Annotated in this window: 22 protein-coding genes; 7 read left to right on the forward strand and 15 right to left on the reverse strand. The window is 62.7% G+C overall.

From position 1 onward, the window contains the following. Nucleotides 1-104: 104 nt before the first annotated feature. On the reverse strand, nucleotides 105-1,478 hold the full coding sequence (gene ppnN / locus BMW74_RS22750; protein WP_093426376.1) for a nucleotide 5'-monophosphate nucleosidase PpnN: 1,374 nt from the start codon (nucleotides 1,476-1,478) through the stop codon (nucleotides 105-107). Nucleotides 1,479-1,726: 248 nt separating this feature from the next. Here ppnN and BMW74_RS22755 point away from each other — a divergent pair, with 248 nt between their 5' ends. Beyond that, nucleotides 1,727-2,176, forward strand: a complete 450-nt coding sequence (locus BMW74_RS22755) for a thioesterase family protein (protein WP_093426377.1) — start codon at nucleotides 1,727-1,729, stop codon at nucleotides 2,174-2,176. Nucleotides 2,177-2,214: 38 nt separating this feature from the next. On the opposite strand, the gene BMW74_RS22760 is transcribed toward BMW74_RS22755, so the two are convergent. Both BMW74_RS22760 and BMW74_RS22765 read right to left on the reverse strand, forming a co-directional pair. Further along, on the reverse strand, nucleotides 2,215-2,616 hold the full coding sequence (locus BMW74_RS22760) for a hypothetical protein (protein WP_093426378.1): 402 nt from the start codon (nucleotides 2,614-2,616) through the stop codon (nucleotides 2,215-2,217). A gap of 84 nt (nucleotides 2,617-2,700) precedes the next feature. Continuing rightward, entirely contained in the window at nucleotides 2,701-3,417 is a 717-nt protein-coding gene (locus BMW74_RS22765) for a murein L,D-transpeptidase catalytic domain family protein (RefSeq protein ID WP_093426379.1), read from the reverse strand. 141 nt (nucleotides 3,418-3,558) lie between these two features. On the opposite strand from BMW74_RS22765, the gene BMW74_RS22770 reads away from it, so the two are divergent. Next, nucleotides 3,559-5,130 carry a L,D-transpeptidase family protein gene (locus tag BMW74_RS22770; RefSeq protein WP_093426380.1) on the forward strand — a complete coding sequence of 524 codons (1,572 nt, stop codon included), beginning with the start codon at nucleotides 3,559-3,561 and terminating at the stop codon, nucleotides 5,128-5,130. Here the strand turns inward: BMW74_RS22770 and pcsA are convergent. The 5 genes from pcsA to BMW74_RS22795 form a co-directional block, all read right to left on the reverse strand. Then, nucleotides 5,120-5,839 carry a phosphatidylcholine synthase gene (gene pcsA / locus BMW74_RS22775; RefSeq protein WP_093426381.1) on the reverse strand — a complete coding sequence of 240 codons (720 nt, stop codon included), beginning with the start codon at nucleotides 5,837-5,839 and terminating at the stop codon, nucleotides 5,120-5,122. The two genes, BMW74_RS22770 and pcsA, sit on opposite strands and share 11 nt — an antisense overlap. A 175-nt stretch (nucleotides 5,840-6,014) precedes the next feature. After that, nucleotides 6,015-6,665 (reverse strand): hypothetical protein, encoded by a 651-nt coding sequence (locus tag BMW74_RS22780; RefSeq protein WP_093426382.1) that lies wholly within the window; start codon nucleotides 6,663-6,665, stop codon nucleotides 6,015-6,017. Continuing rightward, entirely contained in the window at nucleotides 6,662-7,273 is a 612-nt protein-coding gene (locus tag BMW74_RS22785) for a hypothetical protein (protein ID WP_093426383.1), read from the reverse strand. Before BMW74_RS22785 ends, BMW74_RS22780 begins: the two co-directional genes overlap by 4 nt. Then, entirely contained in the window at nucleotides 7,270-7,881 is a 612-nt protein-coding gene (locus BMW74_RS22790; protein ID WP_093426384.1) for a hypothetical protein, read from the reverse strand. Before BMW74_RS22790 ends, BMW74_RS22785 begins: the two co-directional genes overlap by 4 nt. Beyond that, nucleotides 7,878-9,347, reverse strand: coding sequence for a PAAR domain-containing protein (locus BMW74_RS22795; protein ID WP_093426385.1), 1,470 nt, complete (start codon nucleotides 9,345-9,347; stop codon nucleotides 7,878-7,880). The genes BMW74_RS22790 and BMW74_RS22795 overlap by 4 nt, the downstream gene beginning before the upstream one ends. Before the next feature lie 277 nt (nucleotides 9,348-9,624). Here BMW74_RS22795 and BMW74_RS22800 point away from each other — a divergent pair, with 277 nt between their 5' ends. Both BMW74_RS22800 and BMW74_RS22805 read left to right on the forward strand, forming a co-directional pair. Continuing rightward, the gene (locus tag BMW74_RS22800) at nucleotides 9,625-10,314 is read left to right on the forward strand and encodes an AzlC family ABC transporter permease (protein WP_093426386.1); all 690 of its coding nucleotides are present in this window, start codon (nucleotides 9,625-9,627) and stop codon (nucleotides 10,312-10,314) included. After that, nucleotides 10,314-10,625 (forward strand): AzlD domain-containing protein, encoded by a 312-nt coding sequence (locus BMW74_RS22805; protein WP_175479290.1) that lies wholly within the window; start codon nucleotides 10,314-10,316, stop codon nucleotides 10,623-10,625. The genes BMW74_RS22800 and BMW74_RS22805 overlap by 1 nt, the downstream gene beginning before the upstream one ends. Here the strand turns inward: BMW74_RS22805 and BMW74_RS22810 are convergent. The 6 genes from BMW74_RS22810 to BMW74_RS22835 all read right to left on the reverse strand — a co-directional run bounded on the left by BMW74_RS22810 (nucleotide 10,622) and on the right by BMW74_RS22835 (nucleotide 16,033). After that, entirely contained in the window at nucleotides 10,622-11,530 is a 909-nt protein-coding gene (locus BMW74_RS22810; RefSeq protein WP_093426388.1) for a MurR/RpiR family transcriptional regulator, read from the reverse strand. The two genes, BMW74_RS22805 and BMW74_RS22810, sit on opposite strands and share 4 nt — an antisense overlap. 123 nt (nucleotides 11,531-11,653) lie before the next feature. Further along, nucleotides 11,654-12,418: an ABC transporter ATP-binding protein gene (locus BMW74_RS22815; protein ID WP_093426389.1), complete on the reverse strand. Its 765-nt coding sequence runs from the start codon at nucleotides 12,416-12,418 to the stop codon at nucleotides 11,654-11,656. Nucleotides 12,419-12,436: 18 nt separating this feature from the next. Next, on the reverse strand, nucleotides 12,437-13,549 hold the full coding sequence (locus BMW74_RS22820; protein ID WP_093426390.1) for a succinylglutamate desuccinylase/aspartoacylase family protein: 1,113 nt from the start codon (nucleotides 13,547-13,549) through the stop codon (nucleotides 12,437-12,439). Between the two features lie 9 nt (nucleotides 13,550-13,558). Beyond that, nucleotides 13,559-14,254, reverse strand: coding sequence for an ABC transporter permease (locus BMW74_RS22825; RefSeq protein ID WP_093426391.1), 696 nt, complete (start codon nucleotides 14,252-14,254; stop codon nucleotides 13,559-13,561). A gap of 16 nt (nucleotides 14,255-14,270) precedes the next feature. Continuing rightward, nucleotides 14,271-14,960, reverse strand: coding sequence for an ABC transporter permease (locus BMW74_RS22830; protein WP_093426392.1), 690 nt, complete (start codon nucleotides 14,958-14,960; stop codon nucleotides 14,271-14,273). A 287-nt stretch (nucleotides 14,961-15,247) separates the two neighbouring features. Then, complete coding sequence (locus BMW74_RS22835) at nucleotides 15,248-16,033, reverse strand: ABC transporter substrate-binding protein (RefSeq protein ID WP_093426393.1); 786 nt, start codon at nucleotides 16,031-16,033, stop codon at nucleotides 15,248-15,250. A 196-nt stretch (nucleotides 16,034-16,229) separates the two neighbouring features. Here BMW74_RS22835 and BMW74_RS22840 point away from each other — a divergent pair, with 196 nt between their 5' ends. The 3 genes from BMW74_RS22840 to BMW74_RS22855 all read left to right on the forward strand — a co-directional run bounded on the left by BMW74_RS22840 (nucleotide 16,230) and on the right by BMW74_RS22855 (nucleotide 19,565). Beyond that, nucleotides 16,230-16,964: a tellurite resistance TerB family protein gene (locus BMW74_RS22840; RefSeq protein ID WP_093426394.1), complete on the forward strand. Its 735-nt coding sequence runs from the start codon at nucleotides 16,230-16,232 to the stop codon at nucleotides 16,962-16,964. A gap of 428 nt (nucleotides 16,965-17,392) precedes the next feature. After that, nucleotides 17,393-18,178, forward strand: a complete 786-nt coding sequence (locus BMW74_RS22845; protein WP_093426395.1) for a sulfite exporter TauE/SafE family protein — start codon at nucleotides 17,393-17,395, stop codon at nucleotides 18,176-18,178. Nucleotides 18,179-19,031: 853 nt separating this feature from the next. Beyond that, complete coding sequence (locus BMW74_RS22855; protein ID WP_093426396.1) at nucleotides 19,032-19,565, forward strand: DUF4174 domain-containing protein; 534 nt, start codon at nucleotides 19,032-19,034, stop codon at nucleotides 19,563-19,565. A gap of 296 nt (nucleotides 19,566-19,861) precedes the next feature. Here the strand turns inward: BMW74_RS22855 and BMW74_RS22860 are convergent, their stop codons facing one another. Then, entirely contained in the window at nucleotides 19,862-21,043 is a 1,182-nt protein-coding gene (locus BMW74_RS22860) for an acetyl-CoA C-acetyltransferase (RefSeq protein ID WP_093426397.1), read from the reverse strand. Nucleotides 21,044-21,060: the final 17 nt, after the last annotated feature.

A 21,060-nucleotide genomic window follows, 5' to 3' on the forward strand; every position in this document is an offset into this window, starting at 1 on the left:
TCGGCTCACTGCAGATCCAATGTGGGAGCGAGGACCGGCTTGCCGGCGAAGAGGCCAGCACCTGACTCATCGCCTTCACGAGCCAGCTCACTCCCTCGGGCTATTTAGCTGATCACCCGATAGCACGGCACATACGCTGCGCCACCCGGCAGTTTCATGCGGTGCTGGGCGACGAAGGCTTGCAGCAGCTGGTCGAGGGGTTGCATCACGGCGGCATCACCGTGGATTTCGTAGGGGCCGTTTTCCTCGATCAGGCGGATGCCGTTGTCCTTGACGTTGCCGGCCACGATCCCGGAGAACGCCCGGCGCAGGTTGGCCGCCAGTTCGTGGGCCGGCAGGTCGCGGCGCAGTTGCAGACTGGCCATGTTCTCGTGGGTCGGGTCGAACGGGCGCTGGAAGCCTTCGTCGATCTTGAGCATCCAGTTGAAGTGGAAGGCGTCGTTGTGTTCGCGGCGGAACTGCTTGACCGCCTTGAGCCCCTGGACCATCTGCCGCGCCACCTGGGCCGGGTCGTCGATGATGATTTCGTAGTGCGCCTGGGCCGCTTCCCCGAGGGTGGCGCCGACGAAGGCGTGCAACTGCTGCAAATACGGTTCGGCACTGCGCGGGCCGGTGAGGATGACCGGGAAGGGCAGGTCCTGGTTGTCCGGGTGCATCAGGATCCCGAGCAGGTACAGGAACTCTTCGGCGGTGCCGGCGCCGCCCGGGAAGATGATGATGCCGTGGCCCACCCGCACGAAGGCTTCCAGGCGCTTCTCGATGTCCGGCATGATCACCAGTTCATTGACGATCGGGTTCGGCGCTTCGGCGGCAATGATGCCCGGCTCCGTCAGCCCGAGGTAGCGGCCGTTGGTGATGCGCTGCTTGGCGTGGGAAATGGTCGCGCCCTTCATCGGGCCTTTCATCACGCCAGGGCCGCAGCCGGTGCAGATGTCCAGGCTGCGCAGGCCCAGTTCGTGGCCGACCTTCTTGGTGTACTGGTACTCCTCGGTGCTGATGGAGTGACCGCCCCAGCACACGACGATTTTCGGCTCCACGCCGGGGCGCAGGATGCGGGCGTTGCGCAGCAGGTGGAAGACGTAGTCGCTGATGCCCTGGGACGAGTCGAGGTCGATACGCTGGCTGTCCAGTTCGTTTTCGGTGTAGACAATGTCGCGCAGGGCGCTGAACAGCATTTCGCGGGTGCTGGCGATCATTTCACCGTCGACGAAGGCGTCGGCCGGGGCGTTGAGCAGTTCCAGGCGTACACCGCGATCCTGCGGGTGAATGCGGATCTCGAAGTCGCGGTAGGCTTCCAGGATGGTCTTGGCGTTATCGACGTGGGCGCCGGTATTGAGAATGGCCAGGGCGCACTGGCGAAAGAGGTTGTAGGTACTGCCTGAGCCGGCGGCGCTCAGTTGCTGCACTTCGCGTTGGGACAGGGTTTCCAGGCTGCCTTTTGGGCTGACCGACGCATTGATTACGTGTCTTGCTGTCATTCGTACATTCCCTGAGAACGATGAGAGTGCGCCTGACGCGCTGACTATCCTCAGGATAGTCAGCGCTGGCGCTAGCGTGCGGGTGTCATCTTCTAGGGCAGTGGGCGTGAATGCAAATGCCGCTGACCAGCGTGGGCGTCATAAGTCGTTGATCCTACGCAATGATCGCAATTTGTCTGATAGCGCTGGCGGAAAAATCCTCGGCCTGGATGACAGTGGCCAGCTTCCTACTTACCTTGAGAGTCCGTATGGCCCGCCTGCACCTGGAGTTCCCCGGCAATCCGTTTTTCTATGCCACGTCGTTGACCGTGCGGGTGACGGATGTCAACGCCGCCAACCACCTGGCCAATGACTCGATGATCTCGATGATTTCCGAGGCGCGGGCGCGAATGCTGTACGAGTATGGGGTGAGCGAGGAGGGCATCATTGTCACGGACCTGGCGACGGTCTATCGCGCCGAAGCCCACGCCCGCGACCGCTTGCTGTTCGAGGTGGGGCTGATGGACCTGAACACGTACGGGGGCGACATCATCTTTCGCATCACCCGGCCGGCCGATGGCACCCTGATAGCGCTGGCCAAGTCGGGCTTTGTGTTCTTCGACTACGGTGTCGGCAAGGTGACGCCGATGCCGGCGGACTTCATCTCGCGGTTTCCCGAGATCAATGTCTTGATGGCGGCGATGTCCGTCAGGCCATAAACCCGTGTGGCCCGGCAACACAAGGTCAACAGCGGGCCTCAGGCGTCACGCAGCAAGTCGTGGGCGTTGAGTAGCTCGTAGGCGATCTCGGGGTGATTCTCCAGGCCACGGCGGATCGCCGCCGGGATCGACTGCCGTGTCTTGCGGCACAGGCCCGGCAGCTCCAGCAAGCGAATGCCGATGCCGCGCATCGTGCGGACTTCGTTGAAGCCGGGGGCGATTTCCACCCGCAGGCCCAACTGCTCATGCATGCGCTGTTGCAGGCGCTCAAGGTCGGCCAGGCTCTTGAGGTGTTCCAGGCGTTCGAGCAGGCGTTTTTCTTCCTGACGGGTCAGGTGCAGGATGCGCCGGTCGGCGTCGGGCCGTTCCAGCAGCTCATCGCGCCCGCAGTCGCAAGCGCCGGGAGGGCAGGGTGAGCGGAGCGCGGGGGAGGCGGGCATGGTCAATATCCGTCAGATAAGCGCAGTTCGTGTGGGTGCGAGCCTGCTCGCTCCCACAGGGTACGCATTTAAACGGATGCAAGGCTAGCCTTTGCGGGTACTCACATTGCTGGCGATCTGATGTGGCCGGCAATTGAGGTAGGACGACTGCTTCAGCCAGCGCTGGTCCGGGTACCAGGAAAACATGAACTGGCCATCCTTGAGTTTGTCGATCACCTGCTTGGCCACCTGCGGGCGCACTGCCGGGCAGCCCAGGCTGCGCCCGATGCGGCCCTGGCGCTGGCTCCACGCCGGGTTCACGTAGTCGGCGGCGTGGATCACGATGGCGCGCTCGCGGGCCCGGTCATTAAAACCGGGCTCCAGGCCGTCCATGCGCAGTGAGTAGCCGTGGGCGCCTTCATAGCTTTCCTGGGTGCGGAACAGGCCCAGGCTCGATTGGTAGCTGCCTTCGCGGTTGGAGAATTGGGTGGCGAAGTTCTCCCCGGACATCTGCCCATGGGCCACCAGGTCACGCAGCACCAGGGACTTCTTGCGCAGGTCGAAGATCCACAGGCGCCGGGCCGTGGACGGTTGGGAGTAATCGATCACGGCCAGGTGATTGGCGCGCTCGGCGCCACTGCTGACGGCACACTGCATGGCGCTCAGGGCGCTTTTTAGGGCTTGAGGGTTAAGCTGCGGGGCCGCGCGGGCGAGGCTGTTGTACAACGCCTGGTTATTCGTGGCCGTGGCGGCGAAGGCGGGACTGCCCAGGGCGCCCACGAGGGTGACTGCCAGGCAGAGCCGGCGTAAAAAGCTAAACATACGGACTGGATCCTCGCTGCTATTGTTATCTCCAGGTGCCCGTCGTTCCCCTGACTGGCCTGATTGAGGCTAGCCTGAATGCTTGCCGAACCTGCGCAGAGGTTGACCGTCACAGGACGGTCACGGATTGGAGTAAAGCAGTTGTTCAAAAAGCACGCATATTACTTGAGCCTTTGCCTGCTCGCTGCGCCACTGGTCGCCAGTGCCGAGAATGAGCTGGCTGACCCTGTCGACCCCTTGCCCCTGGCCCTCCAGCAGTTGCCGATCGATTGCCCGGGCCTCAAGCCGGTGCCGGATGCCTCCGCGCTGGCGTTGTTGCAGGCCTTCTACCAGCAGCAGGACAACGTGCAGGTGTGGTCGGTCAGCGACCGTGTGCCAGCCTTGCAGGCACAATTCCAGCACCTGGCCGACGATGGCCTGGACCCCAGTCGCTACAGCCTGCCCGGGGAACAGGCGGTGGGTGGCCCGCTGTGTACTGACATCGGCATCAGCCTGCGCTACCTGCAAGCCTTGCGCGAACTGCGTTATGGCCGTCTGCAACAGAGCCGTTTCGAACCGATGTGGTACGCGCAGCCACCGCTGGACACGCGCAATGTGCAACTGTTGGCCATTGCGGGGCCGGGCTTGCAAGACTTGGCCGGGGCGTTTGATGCGGCGCGCCCGGTGTCCGAGCAGTACCGCAGCCTGCAAAAAGTCTATTCGGCGCAACGTACGCAACCGTTGCCACACTGGCCGGTCCTGCCCACCGGGTCATTGTTGCGCCCGGGCATGCAGGACGCGCGCGTCCCTGGTCTGGCCCAGCGTTTGTTCAGCGAGGGTTACCTGGCCAGCCTGCCGGCCCACGGTGCGACCGACTACACCGAGCCGTTGGTCGATGCGGTGAAGCACTTCCAACTCAACCACTCGCTGCAAGCCGATGGCGTGGTGGGGGCCGGCACCCTGGTGGAGCTGAACGTCAGCCCGCACGTGCGTCGCGAACAACTGCGCGTCAACCTTGAACGCTTTCGCTGGCTGGCCCAGGACATGGAGCCCGACAGCCTGCTGGTCAACATCGCCGCGGCGCAGTTGACCGTGTTCCAGGGCGGCGTCCCGGTGTGGCAGACCCGCACCCAGGTGGGGCGTGCCGAGCGCCAGACGCCGCTACTCAAGTCCCGCGTCACGCGCCTGACCCTCAACCCCACCTGGACCGTGCCACCGACCATCATGCGCGAGGACAAACTGCCGCAGATCCGTCGCGACCAGACCTTCCTCAGCCGGCAGAACCTGCAGGTGCTGGATCACAATGGCAACCGGCTGGACATCAATCAGATCGACTGGGACAGCCCCGGCAACATTCTCCTGCGCCAGGACGCCGGGCCGCGCAACCCGTTGGGGCAGATGGCGGTGCGGTTTCCCAACCCGTTTTCGGTGTACTTGCACGACACCCCCAGCCAGGCACTGTTCCAGAAAGGGCCTCGGGCGTTCAGCTCAGGTTGTGTGCGGGTCGAGCATGCCTTGCAACTGCGCGACCTGCTGGTGAGCCCGACCGAGCGTCTGCGCACCAACGAATTGCTGGCCACCGGGGTTACCCATGAGTTTCGCCTGGCGGTGCCGATTCCGATCATGCTGACCTACTGGACCGTGCAGGCCGACAGCCATGGCCGCCTGCTGTACGCCCCGGATATCTATGGGCGCGACCCGGTGCTGATCAACGCGATGGGGATCAAGTCCTAGGCCTGTCGAACGCGTCCGTGGCCGTGCGCCACAGGCAGATCCCCAGGAAGTAGGCCGACATCAACAGCCACAGCCCCATCACGTAGGGGTTGTGCGTTGGGTGGTCAAGCACCAGTGACAGGCCGCACAGCAGCCAGACGGCCGTCACGGCGATGTTGACCGGCATGAACCTGCGCACGCGGAACGGGTGCAGGAACTTCATCCGCGTCACCGTCAACAGCGCCAGGACGATGATGCTCAGCAGTGTGAGCCAGGCGGGTGGGGCAATCAGGTACAGGCACAACGCGACCACGTTCCAGGCCGCGGGAAAGCCCTGGAAGTAGTTGTCCTTGCTCTTCATGTTGACGTTGCAAAAGCACAACAGCGACGACACCAGAATCACCGAGGTGGCCAGCAGCGGGGTGTAGGCGGGCAGGTCGATGTAGCGGTAGATGAACAGCGCCGGGATGAACACATAGGTCAGGTAGTCGATCACCAGGTCCAGCACCGAACCGTCGAAGTGCGGCAGTACCGTCTGCACATTGACCTTGCGCGCCAGCGAGCCGTCCACGCCATCGACAATCAACGCCACCCCCAGCCACAACAGGCAGGCCTTGGGCTGGTTGTCGAACAACGCCAGGGTGGCGAGAAACGCCGTGACTACCCCCGTGGCGGTGAAACCGTGGGCACTCCAGGCCTTGAGGGTGGCGATGTGTCGGATCGAGATCAAGGGCGTTCTCCAGCAAGTGAGACGGGCCGCAGGCACCGCCAACCGTGGGTAAGGTCGTACCGATCGACCGGGGGTCACGGGTCAAAGTTCATCCGGGTGTGCACCGCCCGGAGACGGCACTCATTAAAAATAGCTGAAGTTTTGCCGGGCTCTGGGGTGTTGGGTGATTGAGGGGTTAGGGGGCGGCGGTTGGCGTGGGCAGGTCGAGCGTGTAGGGATCCCACCCGCGAGACTCACTTAACCCCAGCGTGATGAGGTAGCGCTCCTCGGTCGGGCGCCTGTCGTCCTTGAAACGGCTGACCACCAGCATCGCCTGGTACTGGTCACCCGCGCCCCAGTAGGCCGATCCACCTTTGTTCACGTCCCGTAATTGCGCCCGCCACTCGGGGGTGTCGGCGAACGATGGAAAATAGTTAAGCCGTCTTGGCGTCCAGCCGCCTTGGCGCCATTGGTCCTGTAGATCGAGTACGACCTTGAGGGTGTCGTCGAGTAGCAGGGGCTCGATTTGGGGGGACATGCGGACAGTGGCAACGCGCTCGTCATCGAACGTAACCGAGAGGTAGCGAGCCAAAGGAGTCACAAAGCCATACTGAGGATCTGCCAAGCGAAGACGGGCATCCGTTTTCGGCATCCACCCCCAAACGTGACCAGGAATCGCTTGGGGAATCTCGGCGCTGGAGCGCTGGCGCATGGTTTCCCAGGGTTCACCAATCACCAGCGCGATTTCCTTTTCCTGTTGCGCCTCAATGACGGCCCACGTCAGGAGCACAGCGACCGCCAGTGCAAATAACCCTCGTCGCCACCCCATACCTACCAAGAGGCTCATTGAGCACCTCGTGACTTGTGAAGGCCCAGGGTAATGAGGTAGCGCTCCTCTGTGGGGCGCTTGTTGTCCCGGAAGCGACTTACCACCAGCATTGCTTGATACTTGTCACCCGCGCCCCAGTAGGCTTTACCTCCTTTATTCACGTCTCGTAACTGCGTCCGCCACTCCGGGGTGTCGGCGAACGATGGAAAGTCGTTGACCCATTTTGGAGTCCAGCCGCCTTGGCGCCATTGATCCTGTAGATCCAGCACGACCTTGAGGGTGTCGTCGAGGAGCAGGGGTTCGATTTGGGGGGACATGCGGACTCCGTCTACCCGCTCATCGTCGAAGTTAACCGTGAAGAAGCGGGCCAATGGCGTCACGAACGCGTATTGAGGATCGATGAAGCGTAGGCGGGCATCTGAGCGGGGAATGCGAAACCAAGTATGCCCGGGAACCGCTAGATCGATGGTTGCGCTGGAACGCTGCCTCATATCCTCCCAAGGCTCGCCAATCACCAGCGCGATTTCCTTTTCCAGTTGCGCCTCAATCACTGCCCACGTCAGGAGCACAGCGACCGCCAGTGCAAATAACCCTCGTCGCCACCCCATATCTACCAAGAGGCTCATTGCACACCTCGTGACCTGTGTAAGCCTAAAGTAATCAGATAGCGTTCCTCGGTGGGGCGCTTGTCGTCCCGGAAACGACCGACCACCAGCATCGCTTGATACTTGTCACCCGCCCCCCAATAGGCCGAACCGCCCTTATTCACGTCCCGCAACTGCGCTCGCCATTCGGGGGTGTCGGCGAACGATGGGAAGTCGTTGACCCATCTTGGCGTCCAGCCGCCTTGGCGCCATTGATCCTGTAGATCCAGCACGACCTTGAGGGTGTCGTCGAGTAGCAATGGCTCGATTTGGGGGGACATGCGGACTCCGTCTACCCGCTCATCGTCGAAGTTAACCGTGAAGAAGCGGGCCAATGGCGTCACGAACGCGTATTGAGGATCGATGAAGCGTAGGCGGGCATCCGAGCGGGGAATGCGAAACCAAGTATGCCCGGGAACCGCTAGATCGATGGTTGCGCTGGAACGCTGCCTCATATCCTCCCAGGGCTCGCCAATCACTAACGCGATCTCTTTTTCCGGTTGTATGGTAACTATCGCCCAGACCAGAGCAGTCACAACCAGCCCAAACAAACCTGCGCGTCGCCAACCTATATGCACGAACCCGTTCATCGCACACCTCGGCCAGCGGCAATGTCCTGAATCGCTTGTTCGATCAAGTGGCGATTGTGGTTATGCAACAGATCATCAAACCGCTTGGCTGCCTTGAGCACGAAAGGCATGCGCTGATTGATGTCGGACAGGTCGGCCATGGCGCTGCTGCTGAAACGGACGGTGCGTTCATCGCCGACAGGCTGGCACTGACTGGCCAAGGTCAGTTCAATGGCTTGAGCGGCACCAGAGGGTATGTCCGTGACATAAGAGAACTGGTTACCTCGCAGCAGCGTAACCAGTATCAGGTCACTGTACATCGCCGGCTGCAGGATATTTTTCTGCTCGTGCATGGCAAGGTGCTCAACACTTTTGGTGATATTGCTCGCGTCAATGGCCCGGAAAGCGTGCACGATTTCATCGTGGTCAACTCCAAACCTCAGCCTCTCCTGCGTAACCGGCCATAACACAGCCTGTCTGGCATCCCCATAGATCCTCTTGCGTGACCGCAAACACGTTTCCAACGCTGATAACCCCCGATCCCGATAGAACGCGTGCAACGGATACACATCCAAAAACAGCGTGGTGTTACCCAACGCCAACCTGTCATGCACGTACCGGGCGTTCTTCTGCATCACCGATAACGACCCGGCGTCATGCCGGTAGTCCACCCACCACAACGGGTTCTCGCGTTGCGCCTGTTCCGCCTCGCGTTGCCTGCGTTCAAAGTCGCCTATCCCCACCTTGCGTTGAGGCTCACCGCGACTGAACAAACCCCAAAAACCGCTCCTGGCACTCCGATCCCGGCGCTCAGCTGCGTCAGAATCCACCTGGATCTTTTCGATGGACTCGGCCGCGTGCAGCAGGCCACAGCCGACCTGTTTGGAAGCAAACGCCGCCAGGCCCGCCCACTGGAAGCGCGGGTCCTCCAGCCACAGTCGGGCGTAGGCGGCGTTGATCGCCCGGTTGCGGGTCTTGGGGTCGGCGATCAGCACGCCGTCCGGAGCCACGATTTTTTCGGCGGCTTGCTGATAGCGTTGCCAGAGGTCCTGACAGATTTGCCCGGATGGCTCAGTGAAGGATGATGAGGGATGAAACGGTGCAGACACTGCACTGGATGGGGGCGGTTCGGCGGGAGCGCGGTTGTCAACTGAGGTGGCCGACTGGGCGACTGCGCTGGCCTTGGCGGCTTGCGTTGCAGCGTGCTCCTTGAAGTCGTAGCTGGCCTTGAATGTCGAGGCCAGCAGTTGGGCCCTGCACGGGCAACTGCTCACGCTGTCCAGCGTGCCAGCCACTCGCCGCCCATGGCTACTGATCTGAGAAACCCCGCCAACGATCTGATAGGGCTTGTTGTCCTTGCCGCAGGTGACGGCATCCCCCTCGCGGGCATGGGCGATGCCAAACATCATGACCCGCGTATCGCTTTCCAGCACTGTGCCGCCACAGGAAGTCTTGTCCCCTTGGCGAATGAAATATCCGATAGCCATTGCTCACTCTCCTCCCCGACAGGTCATTAACCCGACTCAATCGTGAGCCGGGTTAACGCACCGTACCGACGCAGAAAAGTCATTCAAGACAGCGGGGTACGAACGAGAAGTGCCCTACATCGATCACAGAAATGACCTTCAAATTCGCGCGCTGGGGACGCTTTACAGGGGGCTGGTTCAAAGAAACGACTGAAGGGTGAATCCCACGCGATTGTTCGAGACAAAGCCTTCACGGGCTGGCACATTCATCAACCCTTTCTGTGTTGAACGATTTGCCATGCCTGACTCTTCATTACCGCGCACCGCGTTCCTGCGGGGTGCCATCGCCGTCATGCCGCTGTCCCTGGCCACTGCGCCGTGGGGCTTGCTGGCCGGCTCCATGGCCATCGAGGCCAATCTCACGCCGCTGCAAGGCCAGGGCCTTTCCAGCATTGTGTTTGCCGGTGCCGCGCAGTTGGTGGCGATTGGCATGCTCAAGGGCGGCGCGGGGATTTTTTCGATTCTGCTGACCACCTTGCTGCTGACTTCGCAGCACCTGCTGTATGGCATGAGCTTGCGGCCGGTGGTGTCGCCGTTGCCGGGGCGCTGGCGGGTGGGGCTGGGCTTTTTGCTGACCGATGAGTTGTTCGCCCTGACCAGCCAGCAGCAGTTCAACCGCTGGTACGCCCTGGGCGTCGGGTTGACGTTCTATGTGGCCTGGAACCTGTTCACCCTGGCCGGCATTGTGCTGGGCAGCAGTATTCCGGGGCTGGAGCACCTGGGCCTGGACTTCTCCATCGCCGCGACCTTCATCGCCTTGATCACGCCGGTGGTGCGCAACGTGCCGACGGTGGTCTGCGTGGCGGTGTCGTTGTTCTGCTCGGTGTTGTTCAGCTACTGGCAGGTGGGTTCGGGGCTGGTGCTGGCCGGGTTGCTGGGGATGACCGCCGGCTTTGTCTGCAACAAGTTTTATGGAGCGCGCACATGATGGTCTGGGCAGTGATTGTGGGGATGGGGTTGCTGGTGTTCCTCAACCGCTACGTGTTCCTGGAGCCGCGCCTGCCGGTGCGCTTGAGCAGTAACGCGCGGCAGTTCCTCGGCTTTGCCGTACCGGGCATGCTCACGGCCATTTGCGGACCGATCGTATTCATGCCCGAGCACCAGTTGAATCTGCAATGGCACAACCCGTACTTGCTCAGTTCGCTGGTGGCCATCGCCCTGGTGCTCTACACCCGCAGCACCCTGATCAGCATGTTGCTGAGCATGGCGTTCTTCTTCTTGCTGCGCTGGTTGTTCTAAGGCTTCGGTGGTTTGCTGTTGCCGGGAATGTGCAGGTAGCTCATCACGCACTCGGTGAGTTCGGTGGCCAGCTTCACCGCTTCCTTGTTGCGTGCCATCACCCCGGCGACCAGCCCTTCGATCAGCGCCAGCACGGCGATGTAGGAGCTGGTCAGCACCGGATGGTCGGCCGGGGCGAATAACACATGCCGGGCGACATGGGTCAGCGGCGAGGCCGGGGAGTCGGTGATCGCCAGCACGGTGGCGCCACGCTCATAGGCAAAGCGCGACAGTTGCAAGGTGTCCAGCGAGTAGCGCGGCAGGGAGATCGACAGCAGCACGTCGTCCTGGGTGATGCCCGCCAGGCGGTAGGCGGCGTTTTCGTTGCCGCCTTCCATGCTGATGGCCGTGGCATCGGCACAGAACGGCATCAGCGTCGAGGCGGCCAGCCCGGCCAGGTAGACGCTGTTGCCAAAGCCCAGGATGTAGATCTTGCGCGCCTGGATCAGGCACGTGACCACGGCCTCGAAGGTGTCGGGGTGATTGTTGCTGCCGGCGGTGTCCAGGTTGCTGGTGGCGCTCTGCACTTGCTCATGCAGGCCGAACGCACCTCCGGGGCGGTGCGCCAGGTCGTTGCGCAGCTTGTCCACCGGCGACACCATCTGCTGCAACGTGGTCACCAACTCGGCTTTCATGCCGCTGTAGCCGCCCACGTCCAAGGCCTTGGCCAGGCGGTTGACCGCGGCCGGCGAGGTGGCGGTCTCGGCGGCCATTTCCTCGATGGTCAGGGTCGCGGCCTTGAGCGGGTGGCGCAGGATAAAGTCCGCCACCTTGCGCAGCGAGGGCGGCAGTTCCGTGAGGATCTGCGCCAGCTTGCGCATTACCGGAGAGGCGTAGACCGTGGTGTTCTTCGAGGCATCAGACATAACCGGCTCGTCATCTACGAAAGGTTTCAAGGGAGCGCAAACGCCCCCGAGGCAGGAATGGGCGCCAGTGTAGCGCAAGCCCGGCGGGGCTGTGCTGGCGGCGCCCTACGCGGGGTAAACGCTTTACTTCAAGCTGCCGGCCAGGAACTGTTGCAGGCGCTCGGACTGGGGGTTGGCCAGCACGTCACGCGGGTTGCCACGTTCCTCGACCACGCCTTTGTGCAGGAACACCAACTGGTTCGACACTTCACGGGCAAAGCCCATTTCGTGGGTCACCACCACCATGGTCCGGCCCTCCAGCGCCAGGTCCTGCATCACCTTCAGCACTTCGCCCACCAGCTCCGGGTCCAGGGCCGAGGTGGGTTCGTCGAACAGCATCACCGCCGGCTCCATCGCCAGTGCCCGGGCAATCGCCACGCGCTGCTGTTCGCCGCCGGACATATGCGCGGGGTAAGCGCCCTTGCGATGGGACACGCCGACTTTGTTCAGGTAGTACTCGGCCTTTTCCCGCGCCGCCTTCTTGTCCATCCCCAGCACATGCACCGGCGCTTCCATGACGTTTTCCAGGGCGCTCATGTGCGACCACAGGTTGAAGTGCTGGAACACCATGGCCAGGCGCGAGCGCATGCGTTGCAGTTGTTTCGGGTCGGCGGCCTTGAGCCCGCCGTCCTTGTTGGCCACCAGTTGCAACTGTTCGCCATTGAGCATGATCTTGCCGGCGTTGGGCTGCTCCAGCAGGTTGATGCAGCGCAGGAACGTGCTTTTGCCCGAGCCGCTGGAGCCGATGATGCTGATCACGTCCCCGGCGTTGGCGGCCAGCGACACGCCCTTGAGCACCTCGACGCTGCCGTAGGATTTGTGCAGGTCGCTAATTTCCAGTGTGTTCATGGTCTTGATTCCCGGGTGTCAGTCGCTGAGCAGGCGACCTTGGCGAATGGGGGTGCTGCCCGCGACCTTGGCCAGCCACAAACCGGGCTGGGCATAACGCAAGCGCTCGCGGGCGTAGAGGATGCCGTCGGTGCTGGCGGTGACGATGCTGTGGCGGTCGGTCAGCGGGTCGAGGACTTCGAACAGAGGGTCGCCGACCTTGACCCGCGCGCCCACCGGCTGCAGGAAACTCACCACCCCGGGGTGGGGCGCATAGGCGTATTGGGCGCCGGAAAACGGCGTGGCTTCACAGCACGCGGTTGGCGCCGCTGGCCAGTCACCGCTGATCAAACCCTGCTCGGCCAGGTAGCCGAGGATGTGTTCGGCGTTGCGCGCGCAGGCTTCACCCTCGGTGTCGAGCATGCCCCGCAGTTCGAGGGTGGTCGCTACGCAGGCCAGGGGAATGTTGGCCTCAGGGAAGCGCTCGGCCAGGTGCAACCAGGGAATGGCGCAGGCCTCATCGAAGGCATTGCCGCCCGCGTCCTCGGCCAGCAGCACCGCACCGGCTTGCAGGCGCGCGGCCAATGAGCGCACCCGCAGCCAGTTCTGCGGCAGGGCGTAAAGCAACATGATCGATTCGAAATCGCAGTGCAGGTCCAGCACCACGTCGGCGGTGCAGGCGTGTTGCATCAGCAGCACGCGCAGGCCATCGAGTTCGGAGGCGGCGGCCGGCAGGTGCTGGAGCCCCTCGACCATGGCCCCACGGATCAGCGCGACGTTAGCCTCGGCATCGCTGCCCAGTTGGCCAGCGATGCGCTCGGCGACTTCATCGGCCAGTGCCGGGAAGTCGCGGTTGAAGTTCTTGCCGCTGTTGAATTCGAAGCGCCCTTGATGGGTGGCCTGGAACATCTGCCCGATGCCAATCGGATTGGCCATCGGCACCAGTTCGATGACACCCGTCAGGCGCCCTTGTTGTTCCAGTTCACGCAGGCGGCGCTTGAGCTCGACCGCCACGCGCATGCCGGGCAGTTCGTCGGCGTGCAGGGAGGCCTGGATGTAGGCTTTGCGCGGACCGCTGCCGAAGCGAAACACCGAGAGTGTGCGTTCGGTGCCGCTGGCGCTCCAGGGCAGGACGTGTTGAATGTGCTGCATGACAATTCCTTAGTGTTTGCGTGGGGCCAGGTGCATCAGCCAGTGGCGCTCGGCGAGCTTGAACAGGCGCACGAGGATGAACGTCATGGCCAGGTACATCAGGGCGGCGGTGATGAACGCTTCGAACGGCATGTAATAGCGCGAGCTGACGGTGCGGGCCGCGCCGGTGATATCCACCAGGGTGACGATGGACGCCAGGCTGGTGGTTTGCAGCATCATCAGCACTTCGTTGCTGTACTGCGGCAACACTCGGCGCAGCGCCGAGGGCAGCAGGATGCGCCGGTACAAGGTCAGGCGTGACATGCCCATGGCCTTGGCCGCTTCGATCTCGCCGCTGGGGGTGGAGCGCAAGCTCCCGGCCAGCAGTTCGGCGCTGTAGGCCGCGGTGTTCATGCCGAAGGCCAGGCAGGCGCAGAAGGTCGCGCTGGACAGGTACGGCCAGAGCACGCTCTCGCGCACCGCGGCGAACTGCGCCAGGCCGTAGTAGATCAAGAACAATTGCACCAGCATCGGCGTGCCGCGGATGACATAGGTGTAGACCCACGCTGGCGCGTTGACCCAGGGCGAGCGCGAGACGCGCATCAACGCCAGGGGCACGGCCAGCATCAGGCCGAACGCCAGTGAGATCACCAGCAGCTTGAGGGTCAGCAGGGCGCCGCCGAAGTACAACGGCAGGCTGTCCCAGATCAGGTTGTAGTCGAGCATGGTCGTGGGCTCCCGGTCACAGGTCGGCGGCTTTGATGCCGACCGAGTAGCGTCTTTCCAGGGCGCGCAGTACCACCAGCGAGACACTGGTGATCACCAGGTACAGCGCCGCGACCGCGAGGAAAAACGTAAAGGGTTCATGGGTCGCATCGGCGGCGTTCTTGGCCTTGAACATCATGTCCTGCAGGCCAATCACCGAGATCAGCGCGGTGGACTTGGTCAGCACCAGCCAGTTGTTGGTGAAGCCGGGAATGGCGAAGCGGATCATCTGCGGCACCAGGATGCGCCAGAACACCTGCCAGCCACTCATGCCGTAGGCCACGCCCGCTTCGCGTTGGCCGGCGGGGATCGCCATGAACGCGCCGCGAAAGGTTTCCGACAGGTACGCCCCAAAGATGAAGCCCATGGTGCACACGCCGGCGACGAACGGGTTGATGTCGATGTACTGCTCATAACCGACGGCCTGGGCAATACGGTTCACCAGGTCCTGGCCGCCATAGAAGATCAGCAGGATCAGCACCAGGTCCGGGATGCCGCGAATCAGCGTGGTATAGGCCTCGCCCAGGGTCGCCAGCCACTTGATGGGCGACAGGCGAAACGCCGCGCCGATCAGGCCCAGGGTAATGGCCAGGGCCATGGCACTGAGGGCCAGGTTTATCGACAGCCAGGCGCCATCGAGAATGCTCGATCCGTAGCCGTGAAGCATGATGAGGTTCCTCACCCGACACGCGCAGGGCGTGCGGGACGACAGGGGGATGAGGGGGTATGGATCGTGGGCGCGGGTTTGCGATAGCGCGGTGTCATCCAGCACAGGTGTTGAATTAACTAGCGCTTTCGCGAGCAAGCCCGCTCCCACTGTGGGCCGGCGTCGTATGCAGATTGCCGGCTCAGCCAAGATCCCTGTGGGAGCGGGCTTGCTCGCGAAGGCGGTGTGTCAAACACCATCAATAGTGACGGATACACCCTTATCGCCAGCAACCCCGCGCCGGGTGATTACTCAGTGGTCGAACCATAGATGTCATAGGCGAAGTACTTGCCCATGATCTGCTGGTACTTGCCATTGGCGCGGATGGTATCGATCGCGGCGCTCAGGCGTTCGGCGTTGGCGGTGTCACCCTTGCGCAAGGCAATCCCGGCACCACGGCCGAAGTAGCTTGGGTCGTTGATGTCCGGGCCCACCAGGGCAAAACCCTTGCCGGCCGGGGTCTTGATGAAGGCTTCGTCGGTGTTGACGATGTCCGCCAGGGTCGCGTCCAGGCGACCGGAGGCCAGGTCCAGCGAAGCTTCGCTTTGCGAGGAGTAACGCACCACATCGACGCCGGCCGGGGCCAGTTGTTCGGTGGCGTAGCGGTCATAGGTCGAAGCGCGCTGCACGCCGACTTTCTTGCCCTTGAGGTCCACCAGCGGGTCGTTGATGACCGTGCCTTCCTTCATCGCGAGCTTGCCGGGGGTGTGGTAGTACTTCTTGGTGAAGTCGACGGACTTGAGGCGGTCGGGGGTAATCGACATCGACGACAGGATCGCATCGACCTTGCGCACCTTGAGCGAAGGGATCATCCCGTCGAAGGCCAGGACGACCCACTGGCACTTGATCTTCAGCTCATCACACAGGGCGTTGCCGACATCGTAGTCAAACCCGCTGATCTCACCTTCCGGGGTCTTGAAGGAAAACGGTGGGTAGGCTGCTTCGATACCAATGCGCAGGGCGCTGTCATCGGCGTGGGCGAGGGTGCTGGCGGCACAGAAGGCCAGAGCAGCCAGAAGTCCGGTCTTATTCATGGTATTGACTCCGAGGGTAGGGGGGCGGATGCCCTTCTTATGGTGCATACAAATGACATGAAATAATTCATTAATCAACATGGTGAAAATAAAAATATCAGTTTGCTGGCTGATGTCAGCCGGACGGTCATGGCGCAATGGCTGTCGGGGTCTAGAGTTGCCTGACTGAACTACCGCCACCGAAGAGGGCAACGTCATGAATACCAGCGATCTGCTTGAACAATTGTTGCGGGCCAGCCAGGGCTCATCGAGCCAACAGGGCGGCGCGGCCCCAGGCGGGCAGGGTGGGTTGGGCGGCCTCGGCGGTTTGCTCGGCGGCCTGCTGGGCGGTGGCGCATCCGGGGCGGGTGCGGCCGGTGGTGGTGGACTGGGCGGCTTGCTTGGTGGGTTGTTGGGCGGGGCCAGTGGCGGCGCGCCGGCTCAGCCCCGTTCCAGCGGCAGCGGCACTAACTACGCGGCGCTGGCCTCCCTGGGGATGATGGCGTTCCAGGCGTATCAGGCCTGGCAACGCAACCAGGCCTCGGCGCCGCAACAGGCCCCGCAGACCGTCGACCAATTGCTGGCGGGCCCCGAGATCGAAGCCCACAGCCATGCGGTGCTGCGGGCCTTGATTGGGGCTGCCAAGGCCGATGGCCGGATCGACGACAAGGAAACACAGATGATCAGTGCCGAGATCGCTCGCCACACCGATGACCCGAACCTGCAGCAATGGATCAACGACGAAGTGGCGCGCCCCCTGGACCCCGCCGACATCGCCCAATCGGCCACCGACCCAGCCATCGCGGCGGAGATGTACCTGGCCAGCGTCATGGTGGTGGACGACCAGCAGGACGCCGAACGCACCTACCTGGATGAACTGGCAGCGGCGCTGGCCATCGACCCGGCGCTGCAAGTCCACCTTGAGCAACAGGCCAAGGGCACGGCAGCCTAGGCTCACCTCCAAACCCTGAGAGACAGCCGGACTGTGGAAGCGAGACCGGCTTGCCGGCGAACGCGGTGGGTCAGCCAATGCAGAGGCTGGCTGCACGGGCCTCTTCGCGAGCAAGCTCGCTCCCACCTTGATCTGCAGCGGACACAAACTCTGTGCCCACCCCCGATCCCCTGTGGGAGCGAGCTTGCTCGCGAAAGCAATCGCCCAGTCAACAGGGATGCAAGCTGACCCACCGCCATCGCGAGCAAGCTCGCTCCCACCTTGATCTGCGGCGAACACAAACGCCGTGCCCAACCCCGATCCCACAGAGGCCCTCATCCGCCTCGCCCGCGGGTTATAAAGTCAGATCATATTGATATAAGTGGTTATAAGAAAAATCGCTATGCTGCCCGCCAGTTCTGCTCGTCGCGCTCAAGGTATGGCAATCAATGGATCTCGGTAATTTAGGTTTTGTCGTCGCGGGCTTGGTGGTGGGATTCATTGTCGGCATGACCGGCATCGGCGGGGGATCGCTGATGACGCCGATCCTCCTCTGGTTCGGCATCAGCCCGGCCACCGCCGTCGGCACCGACCTGCTGTACGCCGCGATCACCAAATCCGGTGGGGTGCTGGTTCATCAGAAGCACAAGAACATCGACTGGACAATCACCGGCTGGCTGACCGCTGGCAGTGTGCCCGCGGTGGCGCTGACCCTGTTGTTCCTCAAGTACTTCAACTCCGATGCCCAGGCCACCAACGCGATCATCAAGCAAGCGTTGGGTGTGGTCTTGCTGCTGACGGCGCTGGCGATTTTCTTCAAGGGCCGGTTGCTGGCCTTCGCCCACAAACACGCCGGCGACCACTACCACCTGAGCAGCCGCAACCTCAACCTGCTGACCGTCGCCACGGGCGCGTTGCTTGGCGTGATGGTGGCGCTGACCTCCATCGGCGCCGGCGCGTTGGGCACGGTGGCGCTGTTTCTGTTGTACCCGTTCCTGGCCACCAAGCGCCTGGTGGGCACCGAGATTGCCCACGCGGTGCCCTTGACCCTGGTCGCCGGCCTGGGCCACGCGAGCATGGGCAACATGGACTGGCACCTGCTGGGTTTCTTGCTGATGGGCTCGCTGCCGGGGATCTACATCGGCAGCCACCTGGCCGGCAAAGTACCTGACGGCTTGCTGCGCCCCTGCCTGGCGACGATGCTGGTGTTCATCGGCTACAAATTGGCGTTCTGATCCGCTCCGGCACTTTGCTCGAACGTCGACCCAGGCCAATCTGACGCGCCTATTGGCCTGACGGGTTGACGGTGGATCGAGGTGTCATGAAAAAACTCGAGCTGGATCGCATCAATCGGGCGATCCTCGAAAACCTTCAAACCAATGCCCGCATCAGCAACCTGTAGCCGGGCGAGAAAATCAACCTGTCGCCCAGCGCCTGCCTGCAACGGACCAAGGCGCTGGAGGATGGGGGGTACATCCGGGCCTACATGGCCTCGATTGACCTGGATGCGATCTGCATCAACGTCATGGCCTATGTGATGTTCAGCCTGCGCGATCATGCCGACCACTTCGCCTGATCGGCAAGCGGCGCGGTTTGGTCGACGGCGAGTTCGATTAGATCGCCCTGGCGACCCCCGATGTTGAATTTTGCGGTGGCAGCGCTTGCCCACAATGGTGGTTTTATCCTGACGGAGAACCACCATGCCTGCACCGCTGTACGTCACCCTGGAAACCCGCCTGGGCGCTGTCACCGTCGAGCTGTTCACTTAAACATTCAAACCGCCCGTGGCGAGCGAGCTTGCTCACGATGGACGGCGTGGCCGTCCCTTTTTTATAGGGCCGCTGCGCGACCCCGCGCGAGCAAGCTCGCTCGCCACAGGTGATCTTGAATGGTGGACGGTCTTTATGTGAGCAGTATTGCCTGTGGGAGCGAGACCGGGATGTGCGGTGTCTAGTCCCCCGAATCGAGTTGCGCATTGATCCTGCTGGCCTAAGCTTCGCAACATGGTGATAGAAATTTCCGACAGTAGAACTGGATCTTTCGCCTTGATGCGCAATCATACGGCGTGGAAATCAACAGGAGATGCGCATGCTCATTCGGTCCTTGACCCTCGCTGTTCTACTCGCCGTCGCCGGTCCCTTGCTGGCGGCCGACAACGATACCCCGCTGGCCTCGGAGCGTGGCAAGTCCCGTCCGTTGATTGTGATTGCCCCCAGCAGCATCGACCCCACCCTGATCAGCCTCAAAGAGGCGGCGAAAACCCCGGCCTTCAAAGAGCGCAACCTGGTGCTGTACACCGTGAGCGATCTCATGGGCCAGCGCGACGGCAAGGACCTGGACGCCCAGACCACCATGGCCCTGATTCGTGAGCTGAAATTGCCGGTCAGTGACCAGACCAAAGTGATCCTGGTGGGCAAGGACGGTGAGAAGAAGCTCGATCACCTGGGGCCCATCGAAGCCAAAGTGATCTACGACGCGGTCGACCAGCTTCCTGCCGCCGAGAAAGACGCCGCGCCACCTGCGGCCCCGGTTGCCGAAGCCACCCCGGCCAAGGGCAGCAAGGCGGCGAAAGCCGGTAAGGCGAGCAAACCGGCCGAGCCTGCGCAACAGCCGGACGATTGACCTGGACCTCACCTCACATGTGTAGGAGCGAGGCTTGCCCGCGAAGGGGTCGTCAGCCTCAGCCTCAACATCAGCTTCGACCGACACACGGCTTTCGCGAGCAAGCCTTAATGCCAGTCAGTTAAGCGAAACCCGCGTGGGAGCGAGCCTGCTCGCGATAGCAGTAGGTCAGTCAACGGAGATGTTGGCTGTGTTGCCGTCTTCGCGAGCAGGCTCGCTCCCACAGGTTTGGCGCCTTAACTGACTGGCATTAGGGCAAGCCTCGCTCCCACAGGTTTTGGGCGTTGGCTAGTGCATCAATCGCGCTCAATCGCCAGCGCCACACCCTGGCCGCCGCCGATGCACAGGGTGGCCAGGCCTTTCTTGGCGTCGCGCTTGATCATTTCGTGCAGCAGCGACACCAGCACGCGGCAGCCTGACGCGCCTATCGGGTGGCCGATGGCGATTGCGCCGCCGTTGACGTTGACCTTGCTCGCGTCCCACTCAAGTTCTTTGCCCACGGCCAGCGCCTGGGCGGCGAAGGCTTCGTTGGCTTCGATCAGGTCCAGTTGTTCGAGTGTCCAGCCGGCCTTGGCCAGGCAACGGCGCGTTGCCGATACCGGGCCGATGCCCATGATTGCCGGATCGACACCGGCGCTGGCGTAGGCGGCGATTTTCGCCAGGACGGGCAGGCCCAGTTGCTTGGCCTTGGTGGCGCTCATCAACAGCACCACGGCGGCGCCGTCATTGAGGGACGAGGCGTTGCCGGCGGTGACGCTGCCGTCTTTCTTGAACGCCGGCTTGAGTTTGCCCAGGCCCGCTGCGCTGGTGTCGGCGCGGGGCTGTTCGTCCACGGCGAACGACAGTGGGTCGCCTTTGCGCTGGGGGATCAGGATCGGCGTGATTTCATCGACAAAGCGCCCGCCTTCGATGGCGGCCGTGGCTTTCTGTTGGGAGGCGGCTGCGAAGGTGTCCTGTGCCTCGCGGCTCAGGTGGTACCTGTCGGCCAGGTTCTCGGCGGTGATGCCCATGTGGTAGTCGTTGAACGCATCCCACAGGCCGTCGGTGATCATGCTGTCGATCATGTTGGCGTGGCCCATGCGCAGGCCGGTGCGCGCCGCCGGCAACACGTAGGGCGCCAAGCTCATGTTTTCCATGCCGCCGGCGATGATCATCTCGGCGTCGCCGCAACGGATCGCCTGGGCGCCCAGGTGCAACGCCTTGAGGCCCGAGCCGCAGACTTTGTTCAAGGTCATGGCCGGCACGGCGTGGGGCAGGCCGGCGAGGATCGCGGCCTGGCGCGCCGGGTTCTGCCCGGAACCGGCGGTCAGTACCTGGCCGAGGATCACTTCATCGACCTGATCGGCCGGGACCCCGGTTTGCTCCAGCACACGACGAATCACTGCGGCGCCGAGTTCCGGCGCCGGGATGCTGGCCAACGAGCCCTGGAAACTGCCCACGGCGGTACGGGTAGCGGCGACAATCACGACTTCTTGCATCATCTTTCTCCTTGGCG

Source organism: Pseudomonas sp. ok272, assembly GCF_900109995.1.
GTDB lineage: Bacteria > Pseudomonadota > Gammaproteobacteria > Pseudomonadales > Pseudomonadaceae > Aquipseudomonas.